Here is a 13,125-nt window from a genome sequence, read left to right on the forward strand (position 1 = left end):
TCAACATACACGACAGTATATCATTATTCGGAACAAATCCCATCCGTTGAAGTGATGCCCAGCGCGGGCTTCACGGCGGCGCGATGTGGCACCGTCACGCCGGACCAGCCGCGAGCGAGAGCAAGAAACCAGCATGAAGCATGACGTCGTCATCGTAGGGGCCGGACATAACGGCCTCGTCTGCGGCGCCTACCTGGCCAAGGCCGGGCTGAAGGTCTGCGTGGTCGAAAAGCGCGGGCTGCTCGGCGGCGCCTGCGTGACGGAGGAGGTCTGGCCGGGCTACAAGGTCAGCACCGCCGCGCATATGCTGGGATTGCTGCAGCCGCGGGTGATCCTCGACCTCGAATTGCAGAAGTTCGGCTACGAGGTTTTGGCGACGCCGCCGATCGTCCAGCCGATCGAGGGCGCCGGCCCCATAGTGCTCTGGCGCGAGACCGACCGCCTGGCCAAGCAGTTCGCACGGTTCTCCGGCAAGGACGCATCGGCCTATCCGGACTATCTCGACCATCTGGCGCGGCTCGGGCCGATCTTCCGGCAACTCATGTGGGAGATCCCGTTCGATCCGAGTGTGCTCGGGCCGCGCAATCTGCGCGACATGGCCATGTTCGCGTGGCGCAACCGCGGCATGGTCGGCCGCTTCCACGACGTGGCCGACCTGTTGACCATGAGTGCCTACGACTATCTGAGCCGCTGGTTCGAGTCCGACGCGGTCAAGGCGATCCTCGGCTACTACCCCGCCGGCGGCTCGGGCCAGAGCGTCGGCTTCCATACCGAAGGCACCGCCTATTTCCTGCTGCGCGGCTATCTGCGCGACAACACCACGCCCGCCGGCGGCACCGGCCTGGTGCGCGGCGGCATGGGCGCCGTCACCGAGGCGATCGCCCGCTCCGGCGCGCGCTTCGGCATGGAGACGCGGGTGGATGTGGAGGTGGCCCGCATCCTCGTCGCCGACGGCAGGGCCGAGGGCGTGGTGCTGGCGAACGGCGACGAGATCCGCGCCCGGCTGGTCATCTCCAACGCGTCGGCCAGGCACACTTTCCTGAACCTCGTCGACGAGAAGGCGCTGCCCACGGAATTCCTGCGCGGCATCCGCGGCTTCGGCGGTCAGGCGACGGCCTTCAAGGTGCATCTCGCCGTGGAGGAGTTGCCGAAATGGGAAGGCATCGAGGCCTCCGGATACGGCCAGGGCGATCCGTCCCAGGTGACGATCGCGCCGAGCGTCGCCTATCTCGAACAGGCCTTTGCCGATCTTCAGGCGGGGCAGCCGTCGCGGCGGCCCTATCTCACCGTCCAGGCACCGTCCGTCGTCGATCCATCGCTCGCCCCGAAAGGTCATCACCTGCTCAGCATCTATGGCGGCCACATCCCCTCAGGTCCGGGCGCCGACCACGGCGAGGCGACGAAGCAGGCGGTCGTGGGGCGCGTGCTGGAGACGATCGCGGCGTTCGCGCCGACTTGGCCGGGCACCTACCTGCACAAGCACGTCATGCTCGCCGCCGACTACGAGGAGCAGTTCGGCCTGCCTGGTGGCAATCCGCACCATGCCGACCTGAGGCTCAGCCAGCTCTTCTTCCGGCGCCCCGTGCCACGCTTCGCCGATCACTCCACCCCGGTGCGCGACCTGTTCCTGTGCAGCGCCTCCAACCATCCGGGCGGCGGCGTCACTGGCGTGCCCGGCTACAATGCGGCGCGGGTCGTCCTTGGAAGGCTCGGGCGAAGGGGCAGGTGAAGGGGCCGGCGAGACGCGGCGAACTGGTCTGCCGCGTCGATTCGCTGCGTGCGGAAACTGAAGGTTCGTTTCAAATATTGGAATTTTTCGCGGGCCGCGCTACAGCCTTTCGACAGGAAGCGGATGAGCGGCCGTGCCGGTTGAAGAACCGGGCACGGTTTGCCGAAGCCGAGGTCGGGAGAACGGGATGGAAACCACGGTCGTCAAAGGCCTCAAGGTGCTCGAGGCGCTGGCGCGCAGCCCGGGGAGCCGCACGCTGACCGATCTTGCCGCCGAATGCGGAATGAGCAAGAGCAACGTCCACCGGCTGCTGCGCACCCTCGAGGAATGCGGCTACGTGGCGCGCGACGCGGATGCTCGCACCTACAAGGCGACGCTGCGGCTGTGGGAGCTCGGCGTGCGCGTCTATTCCCGGCTCGATCTCAGGGCCTATGCCGCCCGTCACCTGCGCGAGCTGGCCGAAGTCACCGAGGAGACCACGCATCTCTCGGTGTTCGACGGGGAGGGGGTTCTTTACCTCGACAAGGCCGACGGCATCCATGCCGTGCGCACCTATGTCAATGTCGGCGACCGTGCCCCCGCCTATTGCTCCTCGACCGGCAAGGCCATGCTCGCCTACCTGCCGGAGGAGACGATCCGCCGCGTCAGCGGCAATCTCAAGCGCTTCACCGAGAACACCGTGCGCACCCCGGCTGAGCTTCGCGCCGACCTCGAGCTGATCCGCCAGCGCGGCTACTCCGAGACGTGCGGCGAGTACCGTGCCGGCGTGCTCGGCTTCTCCACGGCGATCCGCAGCCCGTCGGGCGAGGTCATCGGCGCCATCGGCGTCGCCGGCCCGGAGGAGCGCATGCGCCAGCGCGACATCGACGCCACCATCCGCGCCGTCCTCACCGCAGGTCGGCGGATCGAGGCCGATCTCGGCTTCGGCGTGGTGGAGCCGACGGCCGTCGCTGCGACGGCCGCGCCGAGGAAGACGGCCGCCCGGGCACGCAAGGCGGCCACCGTCGAATAGCCCGGATGCCGGCTTTGCCTCGCTCTGACACCAAGAGCCCGCTTCCAGCGCCCTCGTTCCCGCATCACACCTTGGAAAGCCTGCGCTCCGGGTCGAAGAACGGCATCGGCACGACCGTCGCGGCGAGCTTGCGATCACCCGCCACTACCCGCAGGGCGGTGCCGTGGCTGGTGGCCGGCGTCTCCAGGAAGGCGATGGCGATGGGATGGCCGAGTTGCGGCGACAGCGTCGCCGAGGTGACGAAGCCGACGTCGCGGCCGTCCAGCGTCACGCGGTCGCCGTCGATCGGGACCTCCGGGCCGGCGAGGCTGAGGCCCGCGAGCTGCGTCGCCGGCCCTTCCTGCTTGACTCTGACCAGCAGGTCCCTGGCGCGGTAGCCGCCCTTGCTCTCGTTGATCATCCAGCCGAGCCCCACCTGGGTCGGATTGTGCTGCCAGTCGAAGTCGTGGCCGAAATTGAGGATCGACGCCTCCATGCGCCGCAGGTTGAGCGCGCGGCTCCCGGCCAGCTTGACACCGGCGGAGCGGCAATGGTCCCACAGCTCGGCGAACATTTTTGCGCCGTGCCCGACCGGCACGTAGATGTCGTAGCCGAGCTCCGCCGTGTAGCCGGTGCGCGAGATGACGACCGGTGCGCCGCAGACCTCGGTCTCCACCGACCAGTAGAACGGCACGCGCGACAGGTCGGCAGCGCAGACCTTCTGCAGGATGTCGCGCGATTGCGGGCCCTGGATGCTGGCGACATGGATGGTGTCGAGGTGGCTTGTCACCGTCACGCGCTTGCCCTGCGCGTGGGCGTAGATCCACAGCTCGGAGTTCCCCGGTCCGCCGATCCACCAGAATTTTTCGGCGGAGAAGCGCACCAGCACGGCGTCCTCGACGATGCCGCCGAAGTCGTAGCACATGATGGCATAGTAGCACTGCCCGTCCTTCATACGCGTCAGGTCGCGCGGAACCAGGCTGTCGAGCAGCGGCAGAGCGTCCGGGCCGGCGATCTCGATGATCTCCTCGCCGGTGACGTCCCACAGGCCGGCGACCTTGCGGCAGGCCCAGTATTCCTCGACCGCGTCGGTGAACTGGTCGGGCTTGAGATAGGTGTTGTGCAGCTTGAAGTCGGTCGCGATGGCGCCGATCGTCGGATAGAAGGCCGTGCGCTTCAGGCCGGCGCGCGAGCGCATGCCGGTGCGTGCATAGGGCGGCACGCCGGTCAGGCTGGCGAATTCGGTGCGGGCGTAGGGCACGCTTCTCTTGGCTTCCATCAGGGTCTCCGTTCGGGCTCGGACGCCGCTGCTGCCGGGCTTGCGCCGATCCGCGGCACGGCGTCGAGCAATTGTATGGTGTAGGGGCTGGAGGGCGCGCTCAGCGTCGTCTCGGTGTCGCCGATCTCGCAGAAGGCGCCCTGGCTGAGCACGCCGATCTGCTGCGCGAACCAGCGCACGACAGCCAGGTCGTGCGAGATGAACAGGTAGGTCAGGCCGCGCTCGCGCTGCAGCGTCTCGAGCAGTTGCAGGATGCTCGCCTGCACCGACACGTCGAGCGCCGAAAGAATCTCGTCGCAGATGATCAGCTCGGGATCGGCGGCGAGCGCCCGGGCAATCGCCACGCGCTGCCGTTCGCCTCCCGAGAGCTGGTGCGGGCGGCGGTCCGCATAGGCCGGGTCGAGGCGCACCGCCTGCAGCAGCTCGGCGACCCTCGCCTCGCGCCCGGCGGCGTCCAGCCGGCCGAACATGGCGAGCGGCCGCGACAGGATGCTGCGCACCGTCTTGCGCGGGTTGAGCGAACTGTCCGGGTTCTGGAAGATGATCTGGATCTTCTGGCGCAGCTGCAAGGGCCGCTGCCGCGCCAGCGCCGCCAGCGGCGTGCCGGCGAAGCGGATGGTGCCGAGGCGCGGCCGCGCCAGGCCGGCCACGGCGCGAGCGATGCTCGATTTGCCGCTGCCGCTCTCGCCGATTAGCGCGAACGTCTGGCCGCGCTGGACGCTGAAGCTGACGCCCTTCACCGTGTCGGCGCCGGCGGGCAACTTGCCGAAGCCGAGCAGGCCGCGGCGGGCATAGCTGACCGTCAGGTTTTCCACCTCGAGCAGGTTCGGCGCTTCGTCCTCACCGGCCGGGGTCGTGCCAGGGTGGCCGGCGGGCGGCCGGTCGATGCGCGGGATCGCGGCGATCAGCTTGCGCGTGTAGTCGTGCTGCGGCCGCTCGAACAGGCTTGCCGTGTCGGCCACCTCGACCAGCCTGCCCTTCTGCATGACAGCGACCCGCTCGCACAGTTGCGCGAGCGAGGCGAGGTCGTGGCTGACATAGAGCATCGACACGCCGGTCTCGCGCTTGAGCTCGGCGAGCAGTTGCAGGATGCGCTTCTGCGTCGTCACGTCGAGGCCGGTCGTCGGCTCGTCGAGGACGACGAGGTCGGGGCGGCAGGCGAGCGCCATGGCGATGGCGACGCGCTGCTGCTGGCCGCCCGACAGCTCGTGCGGGTAGCGCCGCGCCGCCTTGGCCGGCTGTTGGATGCCGACGGAATCCAGTAGCTCGACGACGCGTGCGCCGACGCCTTGCGGGACCGGCACGGAATGGAACGTCAGCATCTCGCCGATCTGGTGACCGACCTTCATCGACGGCGTCAGGCTGGCCATCGGGTTCTGCGGCACGAAGCCGATCGAGCGGCCGCGGATCGCGGTCAGCTCGCGCTCCGGCATCGCGAAGATGTCGCGGCCGCGAAACAGCACCTGCCCGCCGCCGACGCGGCTCGCGCCGCGTTGCTCGCCCATCAGGCTGTAGGCGACGGTGGTCTTGCCGCTGCCCGACTCGCCGGCGAGCCCGAGTGCCTCGCCGTTGGCGATCTCGAAGGAGACGCCGTCGACGGCGCGCGACCAGCCGCGGTCGCCGTGATAGTCGACCGACAGGCTTTTCACTTGCGCGACGAATGGCTGCGAGGCGGTCACTTCGCCTCCGCGCTGCTTTGGCCGGGACGGTCGATCAGCCGGGAGAGATCGTCGGCGAACAGGTTGATGCCGATCACCAGCACCGCCATGGCGGTGGCGGGCGCAAGCACCGGCCACAGCGAGTTGGTGGCGTTGGCCCGCGCCTCGTTGATCATCAGGCCCCATTCTGGCGTCGGCGGCGGCGCGCCGAAGCCGAGGAAGCCGAGCGAGCCGATGAAGATGATGGCGAAGGCGCAGCGGATGGCGAACTCGACCAGCATGACGCCGGTGATGTTGGGCAGGATCTCGCGCAGGCAGATGCTGAGCGTGGATTCGCCGCGCGCTAGCGCCGCCGCGACATAGTCGTTGGTGACGACGGTGAGCGTCGCCGCCCGCGCCACGCGCGCCACGCGAGGTGCGAACAGGAACGCGACGGTGAGCACGACCAGCCACAGACTGTTGCCGACCGCGCTGATGATGAGCAGTGCCAGCACCAGGGTCGGAATGCTGATCAGGATGTCGATGATGCGCATGCCGATCTCGTCGACCCAGTTGCGCAGGTAGCCGAACACGATGCCGATCAGGCCGCCGACCGCCACCGCGAGCAAGGTCGCGGCGAAGGTCATGGTCAGAACGGAGCGGGTGCCGAGCACGACGCGGCTGAACACGTCTCGGCCGAGATTGTCCGTGCCGAAGGGATGCTGCAGCGAGGCGCCCTCGAACGGGCTGCCCGTCAGGATCGCGGTCGCGCCATAGGGCGCCCAGGCAGCCCCGGTCAGCGCCACCACGACATAGACGAGGATGATGGCGGCGCCGACCCAGCCGCTTGCCGACAGGCCGGGACGGGCCAGCCTCAAGCTCGCCCGCGGCGCCCCGGCATCCTGTTGCTGCACGCTCATCCTAGCGGAGCTTCGGATTGAGCAGGATGACGAGCACATCGGCGATCAGGTTGGTCGCGATGTAGGCGCCGGTCATCACCATGCTGATGGCGAGGATGACGGGCACGTCCTTGTGGCTGATCGAATCCACCATCAGCCGGCCGATGCCGGGGAATTCGAACACCGCCTCGACGACCACCACGCCGCCGATCATCCAGGCGACGTTGAGGGCGGTGATGTTGATCGCCGGCCCGAGCGCGTTGGGCAGGGCGTGGAACAGGAGCACGCGCCAGGTGGGCAGCCCCTTCAGCCGCGCCATCAGCACGTAGCTGGAGTCCAGCACCTCGATCAGGCTCTCGCGCATCATGCGCACCGCATAGGCAGACATGGCCGCCACGATGGTGATGGTCGGCAGGGCGATCAGCCGCAGCAGGTCGCCGAAGCCGTTCGCTTGGCCGATCAGGGCGAGCGGCGGCAGCCAGGCCAGCTTGATCGCGAAGATCGAGATCAGCAGGATGCCGATGACGAATTCCGGCAGGCACATGAAGATGAGCACGACGACCGAGATCGCATGGTCGGCCATCCTGCCGCGGTTGATGGCGGTGATCACGCCGAGCGCGATCGAGATCGGGATGTAGAGGATGAGCGCGAAGCCCGACAGCAGCGCGGTGTTGGCGATGCGCGAGGCGATGTAGTCCAGCACCGGCCGGTCGGCGACCAGCGAGGTGCCGAAATCGCCCGACAGCAGGTTCGACAGCCATGTCAGGTATCGCTCGGGCGCGGACAGGTGCAGGTTCAGCGTCTCGCGCAGCAGCGCGAGCGACTCGGGCGTGGCGTTGCGGCCGAGGATGCGCTCGGCGGCATCGCCCGGCAGCAGCTCGACGCACCAGAAGATGATCGCCGACACGGCGAGAAGGCTGATCAAAGCCATCCCGATCCGTGTCAGCACCAGTCTCGACATGGGCGACGGTCAGCCGATCTCGACTTCGGAAAAATCCTTGGTCGACTGCTGCGGATGCAGCTTCCAGCCGGAGATGTTGGCGCGGGTCGCCGACAGCGCGTCCGGGAAGATCGAGATGATGGCGCCGCCGTCGTCGCGCAGCAGGCGCTGGGCGTTCTGGTAGAGCTCGGTGCGCTTGGCGACGTCCGTCGAGGCACGCGCCTCGTTGATGAAGGCGTCGAACTCGGGGCGCTTCCAGTGCGTCTCGTTCCAGTCCGACGTCGACAGATAGGGCGCGGCGAGCGCGTCGTCGGCGCCGCGGCCCGACCAGGACGAGCAGACGAAGGGCTGCTTCAGCCACACCGCGCTCCAGTAGTCGTTGGCGGGGGCCTTGTTGAGCGTGACGCGGATGCCGGCTTCCGAAGCCATGGCCTGGTAGAGCGTCGCCATCTCGATGAAGCCGGGCGTCGTCTCGGAGGTGAAGAGCTCGACGTCGATGCCGTCGGGATGGCCGGCCTCGGCCAGCAGCGCCTTTGCCTTCTCGATGTCGCGCGCCCGCGTCTCTGCCTGCAGCGCGTACTCGATCCACGGCGCCACCGGATTGTCGTCGCCGATGTTGCCGTAGCCGCGCAGCACCAGCTGCAGCATCTGCTCGCGGTCGACGACGTATTTCATCGCCTGGCGCACGCGGACGTCGTCGAAGGGCGGCGTGTCGGCCCAGCAGCTCAGCGTCAGCACGAAGGGCGAGCGCGTGGTCACCACCTTGATGTCGGGGTTCTTCTGCAGGCCGGCGACGCCGGCGCGGCCGAGATCCCAGACGAGGTCGATCTGCCCGGATTCGATCGCCGCGATACGCGCCGATTCCTCCGGAATGGCGCGCAGCTCGACAGCGTCCACCTTGGGCAGGCCCGGACGCCAGTAATTCTCGTTCTTGACGAACGTGCTGACGTCCTCGCCCGGCACGAACTGCTTGACCTTGAACGGCCCGGTGCCGATGCCCGCCGTCCGCAACTCCGACTCGGGCTGGCCTTCGCGCAGGATGTAGGTGAAGCGATTGGCGATCAGCGCCGGGAACTCGACGGTGGCCGTCTTCAGCTTGAAGCGGACCGTGTGGTCGTCGAGCGCCGCGATGGCGTCGGGATCGATCGCCGCCATCGAGGAGGCGCCGGGCGACGCCGTCTTCGGATCGAGCAGCCGCTTGTAGGTGTGGACGACGTGCTTGGCCGTGAACGCCTCGCCGTCGTGGAATTTCACGCCTTCCTGCAGCTTGAACGTCCACTCGTCGCCGGTGGCGTTGGATTCCCACGACTTCGCAAGCTGCGGCGCGGCCGCGAACGCGTCGTCGAGCACGGTCAGGCGCTCGAACACAAGGTTGATGCGGGCGGCATCCGGATCGGCCGTGCTCTGCGCCGGATCCATGGTGCCGGTGGCGCCGTCGGCCTCTCCCGCCGCGATCCGCAGCGTCTTGGCCTGCGCCCAGCTCTTCGGCACATGCAGGGCCACCGAAAGCGGGCCGGCCGCCAGAGCCGCCCCCGTGCCAGCCAGAACCTTGCGGCGCGACAGCCGAAGAATGTCTTTCCCGTACATGCAACCCCCTTGAACTCGGCGGCTCCGTGCCGCGCGCCTCACGTGATCTCTGAGTGCTCCAATCGAGGCGTGATCACCTGCGCCGACGATGGCGGCTGCGTCTGTTCCCTGGCTGGGGACGCTAGCCCAGAATCTCAGTATTTGGAATACGGTTTTTTATTTTGATACAATTGCAAGCCCTGGACTGTTAAGCCAAACCGTCCTCAACGGCATGCCATGCCACAATGGAATTGCTCTTGTTGGCGGCAAACATGGCAAAACCGACCAAATGCGGTTTCGACGGAAGGATTACAGTCGCGACGGCGGGCCGCCCGGCTAAGACGCCGGACATGCGGAGAGGTGAGGGAGACGAGAGCATGACGGTCGAACCATTCGCGGATCTGCTTGGCGCCTCCCCCTCCGGCAACGGCCGGCTGGCCGTCCCCTTCGACGGCAACTCCCTCGACGTCGAGATCGAGCCCGATCCGCTGACCGGCGCGTATCAGTGGTTTCATTTCCGCGTCCGCGCCGACGGTGCTGTGCCCATCCGCATCGTCAATGCGGGCGCGTCGAGCTATCCGCGTGGCTGGGAGGACTGCATCGTCTGGGTCCAGCCCGCCGGCGGACGGTGGAGGCCGCTTCGTGCCGCTCATGCGGACGGCATCGTCACCTTTTCGCATGCCGTTCCAGGTTCGGTCGTGTCCTATGCCCTGTTTCCGCCCTATCGGCAGGCGCGGCTTGCCAGGCTTGCGCAGCGGGTCGCCGCCAGTCCCGCCGGCCAGGTCGTGCCGGGGGTCACGAAGGCGGGGCGGGCGGCGAGGTTCGCTCTCGGTAGCGACGCATCGGCACGGCAGATATGGATCGTTTGCGGCCAGCACGGCAGCGAGCACCCGGCGCTCTGGTTCGCCGAAGGATTCGTCGATGCGCTGTTGAAAGGCGGGCCGGCAACGCCCGGGAAACGATTTCACGTCGTCCCCGTCGCCAATCCGGGCGGCATGCGCCGCGGATTTCTCCGCACCAACCCGCTGGGCCAGGACCCCAACCGCCATTGGGGCGAAGGTCACGCCGCGTGCCCGGAGGTCGCGACTTTGCTCGACGCGATGGAGGGCAGGGGCGTCGACGTGCTGCTCGACGTCCATACCGATTTCGAGATGGGCACTGTCTATCTCGACGTGCTCGACGAATGGATGGAAACGCCCGAGCGGCTCTCCCGCCTGCGCGAAGACTTCGAGCATGGCTTGGCCGAGTTCTCCTCCGACGTGGCTTTCGGCCGGCGCTATCCCTGGAGCGAGCCGCCGTCGCCCGACCTGCTTGCGGGCATGTGCGCGCCGGCGGTGGAGCGCCGCTTCGGCGCCGCCGCCATCACGCTGGAACTGCCGATCGGCCGCTACCGGGGGGCGCGGGACGCACCGGACATATGGAGCCCACGACATTCGCTCGCCCTCGGACGGGCGACCGCGGCCGCTCTCGTCGAGCGGACGTGAAGGCGGCCGCGACTTGCGGCCGACGCTCCCCGCCGTCCTTCCCGGGGGAAGTGTAGCATTCCTTGGAAGACTGTTGCGGTATTCGGAATAATCTGCATTGCTCGCATGAGCCGTCCGGGCGGTTCCCGGGAGACGAATCCGGCGCGTTGTGGCGCCGCCATAGAGGAGCGGATCATGGCTCGGTTCCAGGACAAGGTCGCCATCGTTTCGGGCGGCGCCGACGGCATGGGTGCTGCCTGCGTGCGCCAGCTCGCGGCGGAAGGCGCGGCCGTCTACGCGCTGGACGTCAAGGCGGACGTCGCGCGGGCGCTGGCCGAGGAACTGTCCGCCTCCGGTGCAAAAGTGTCCGCACTCGAGGCCGACGTGCTGGACGAGGAAAGGCTCCGCGCCGCCCTCCAGGCCGCGATGGCGGCGGCCGGCCGCGTCGACGTGCTGATCAACATCGCCGGCGGCAGCGCGCCAGGCCTCGTCGCCGACATCGATCTGTCCGTATGGGACCGCCTCTACCGGCTGAACGTGCGCAGCACGCTGGTCGCCTGCCAGGAGGTACTGCCGGCGATGCGCCGGCAGGGCAGGGGCAGCATCGTCACCATGGCCTCCATCTCGGGCCTGCGCGGCGATCCCGGCTGGGCCGCCTACAACTCGGCAAAGGCCGGCATCATCTCGCTGACGCAGTCGCTGGCATGGGAGGAGGGACTGAACGGCATCCGCGTCAACGCCATCTGCCCCGGCCCCGTCGCCTCCGAGCGCATGCTGGCGACGCTGCCGCCGGAAGCTTTTACGCAATACGACCAGGCCTGCGCGCTCGGCCGTATGGGCCGGGCGGAGGAGCTTGCCGAGGCTATCCTGTTCCTGGCCTCCGACCAGGCCTCCTTCGTCACCGGCGCGGCACTGGTTGCTGACGGCGGGCTGACGGCCCGCACCGGCCAGCCGACGGATTTCGACCGGGTGCGTAGCGAAGAGTTCGCGCGCCGGCGCGGCGGAAAATAGGCTGGTGCAGGCGGGACGATCGGCGGTGCACGGGCTGGAATTCGATTATGTCGTGGTCGGCGGCGGCGGTGCGGGCGCGGTGCTCGCCAGGACGCTGGCCGACAGGACGAGCGCCAGCGTGGCGCTGCTGGAGATCGGTCCGAGCGACGCGGACAAGGACGAGGTGCTGGATTTCCGGCGCTACCGCGAGGTTCCCACCGGCCCGCTCGGAACGCGCATCCCGATCGTGCCGCCGACGCGGGGAAACGGGGGCTTCGGCTATCCGGTGAGCCGGGTGCTGGGCGGCTCGACCTCGCAGAACACCTGCATCTGGTTCCGGCCGCCTGCCAGCGATTTCGACGACTGGGCCGCCGCCGGCGCGCTGGGATGGGGACCCGACGCGATCCTTCCGCATTTCGAGGCGCTCGAGGCGAGCATCAAGGTCGAGATCCAGGCGGCCGACCTCGATTCGCACCGCGTGCTGTTCGACGCGGCGCGCCAGTCCGGCTTTGAACGCATCGACTTCAGCACCCCCTTCGATATCGGCATGGGCGACTACCGGATGAGCAAGTCCGGAGCGTACCGGCAGTCGACGTCGGTCGTCTTCCTGCGGCCGCCGTCCTCCCTTCCGGCCAATCTCTTCGTGCTGACGGAGACCGTGGTGGAGCGGCTGCTGTTCGGGCCCGGCAACGAAGTGACCGGCGTCGAGACCAGCCGCGGACCGATCCGCGCCCGCCGCGAGGTCGTGCTGTCAGCCGGCGCGCTGGAGACGCCGAAGCTGCTGATGCTGTCGGGCATCGGCTCGGCCGATCATCTGCGCGAGTTCGGACTTGAGGTGCGCAGGCACCTTCCCGGCGTCGGGCGCCATCTGCTCGACCACCCCGCCGCCTGCGTGAATATCGCGGCGACGCGGCCCTTGGCGCGCGACGAGGTCTGGAACTATGCCGGCGTCCTGTTCGAGCGCGTCGAGCCGGATGCGCCCTGGCCCGATATCGAGATCCAGCTCGGACCGGAGCTGTTCGAGCAGCAGACGGCACCGGCCGGCTATCCATCCGCCCCTTTCGGTTTCGCCGCCTATTTCACGGTCAACCGGGCGAGAAGCGAGGGCAGCGTGCGCCTCTCGTCGCCCGGCCCTTACGATCATCCCGCCGTCGATCCGGCCTATTTCAGCGATCCCGAGGGTTACGACATGCGCATCATGGTGGGCGGCGTCAAAGCCGCGCGCCGGCTGTTCGCGGCGCCGGCGATGCAGGGCTGGGCCGGCGCCGAGCTTGCTCCCGGCGCGGACTGCCGGGACGACGAGGAAATCGCCGATTTCGTGCGCGAAACGGTGACGACCGGCTATCACCCCGCCGGTACCTGCCGGATGGGCGATCCGGCCGACCCGCGGAATGTGGTCGATCCCGAGCTGCGCGTCATCGGCGTGCCGGGCCTGCGCGTCGCCGACGCCTCGATCATGCCGACCATAGTCAGCGTCAACATCGCCCCGACCTGCATGATGATCGGCCGCCGCGCCGCCGAGCTGATCGCCCGCTGGCCGGCTTGAGCCGGCGATCGCGCATACAAACTTACCCCCACCCCTAACCCCTCCCCACAAGGGCAGGGCTGTCCGGGGAAAGTTATTGGTGAAT

Annotated in this window: 10 protein-coding genes; 5 read left to right on the forward strand and 5 right to left on the reverse strand. The window is 68.3% G+C overall.

Features of this window, described 5'->3' with window-relative positions; genetic code table 11:
- Window positions 1-133: 133 nt before the first annotated feature.
- On the forward strand, window positions 134-1,729 hold the full coding sequence (locus AC5JDC_RS28820) for a phytoene desaturase family protein (RefSeq protein ID WP_495846924.1): 1,596 nt from the start codon (window positions 134-136) through the stop codon (window positions 1,727-1,729).
- A 187-nt stretch (window positions 1,730-1,916) separates the two neighbouring features.
- Window positions 1,917-2,741, forward strand: a complete 825-nt coding sequence (locus tag AC5JDC_RS28825) for an IclR family transcriptional regulator (RefSeq protein WP_495846926.1) — start codon at window positions 1,917-1,919, stop codon at window positions 2,739-2,741.
- 64 nt (window positions 2,742-2,805) lie between these two features.
- Here AC5JDC_RS28825 and AC5JDC_RS28830 read toward each other — a convergent pair whose 3' ends face one another.
- From AC5JDC_RS28830 to AC5JDC_RS28850, 5 genes are read right to left on the reverse strand one after another with little or no spacing between them, the layout of a single operon-like run.
- On the reverse strand, window positions 2,806-3,999 hold the full coding sequence (locus AC5JDC_RS28830; RefSeq protein WP_495846928.1) for an aminomethyl transferase family protein: 1,194 nt from the start codon (window positions 3,997-3,999) through the stop codon (window positions 2,806-2,808).
- The gene (locus tag AC5JDC_RS28835) at window positions 3,999-5,678 is read right to left on the reverse strand and encodes a dipeptide ABC transporter ATP-binding protein (protein WP_495846930.1); all 1,680 of its coding nucleotides are present in this window, start codon (window positions 5,676-5,678) and stop codon (window positions 3,999-4,001) included. Before AC5JDC_RS28835 ends, AC5JDC_RS28830 begins: the two co-directional genes overlap by 1 nt.
- Complete coding sequence (locus AC5JDC_RS28840) at window positions 5,675-6,556, reverse strand: ABC transporter permease (RefSeq protein ID WP_495846932.1); 882 nt, start codon at window positions 6,554-6,556, stop codon at window positions 5,675-5,677. The genes AC5JDC_RS28835 and AC5JDC_RS28840 overlap by 4 nt, the downstream gene beginning before the upstream one ends.
- A gap of 1 nt (window position 6,557) precedes the next feature.
- The gene (locus AC5JDC_RS28845) at window positions 6,558-7,496 is read right to left on the reverse strand and encodes an ABC transporter permease (RefSeq protein ID WP_106770497.1); all 939 of its coding nucleotides are present in this window, start codon (window positions 7,494-7,496) and stop codon (window positions 6,558-6,560) included.
- Between the two features lie 9 nt (window positions 7,497-7,505).
- Window positions 7,506-9,062, reverse strand: coding sequence for an ABC transporter substrate-binding protein (locus tag AC5JDC_RS28850; RefSeq protein WP_495846935.1), 1,557 nt, complete (start codon window positions 9,060-9,062; stop codon window positions 7,506-7,508).
- A 356-nt stretch (window positions 9,063-9,418) separates the two neighbouring features.
- Between AC5JDC_RS28850 and AC5JDC_RS28855 the strand changes: the two genes are divergently transcribed.
- The 3 genes from AC5JDC_RS28855 to AC5JDC_RS28865 all read left to right on the forward strand — a co-directional run bounded on the left by AC5JDC_RS28855 (window position 9,419) and on the right by AC5JDC_RS28865 (window position 13,040).
- Entirely contained in the window at window positions 9,419-10,525 is a 1,107-nt protein-coding gene (locus AC5JDC_RS28855) for a M14-type cytosolic carboxypeptidase (RefSeq protein ID WP_495846937.1), read from the forward strand.
- A 174-nt stretch (window positions 10,526-10,699) separates the two neighbouring features.
- A complete protein-coding gene (locus AC5JDC_RS28860; RefSeq protein ID WP_495846939.1) occupies window positions 10,700-11,515 on the forward strand; it encodes an SDR family NAD(P)-dependent oxidoreductase in 816 nt (271 codons plus the stop codon).
- A gap of 4 nt (window positions 11,516-11,519) precedes the next feature.
- Window positions 11,520-13,040 (forward strand): GMC family oxidoreductase, encoded by a 1,521-nt coding sequence (locus AC5JDC_RS28865; RefSeq protein WP_495846941.1) that lies wholly within the window; start codon window positions 11,520-11,522, stop codon window positions 13,038-13,040.
- Window positions 13,041-13,125 lie beyond the last annotated feature (85 nt).

The organism is Kumtagia sp. (genome assembly GCF_059502445.1).

Excerpts from the sequence above, each read along its gene's own strand:
- AC5JDC_RS28820 (WP_495846924.1), top strand. The coding sequence starts at position 134 with ATGAAGCATGACGTCGTCATCGTAGGGGCCGGACATAACGGCCTCGTC.
- AC5JDC_RS28825 (WP_495846926.1), top strand. The coding sequence starts at position 1,917 with ATGGAAACCACGGTCGTCAAAGGCCTCAAGGTGCTCGAGGCGCTGGCG.
- AC5JDC_RS28830 (WP_495846928.1), bottom strand. The coding sequence starts at position 3,999 with ATGGAAGCCAAGAGAAGCGTGCCCTACGCCCGCACCGAATTCGCCAGC.
- AC5JDC_RS28840 (WP_495846932.1), bottom strand. The coding sequence starts at position 6,556 with ATGAGCGTGCAGCAACAGGATGCCGGGGCGCCGCGGGCGAGCTTGAGG.
- AC5JDC_RS28845 (WP_106770497.1), bottom strand. The coding sequence starts at position 7,496 with ATGTCGAGACTGGTGCTGACACGGATCGGGATGGCTTTGATCAGCCTT.
- AC5JDC_RS28850 (WP_495846935.1), bottom strand. The coding sequence starts at position 9,062 with ATGTACGGGAAAGACATTCTTCGGCTGTCGCGCCGCAAGGTTCTGGCT.
- AC5JDC_RS28855 (WP_495846937.1), top strand. The coding sequence starts at position 9,419 with ATGACGGTCGAACCATTCGCGGATCTGCTTGGCGCCTCCCCCTCCGGC.
- AC5JDC_RS28860 (WP_495846939.1), top strand. The coding sequence starts at position 10,700 with ATGGCTCGGTTCCAGGACAAGGTCGCCATCGTTTCGGGCGGCGCCGAC.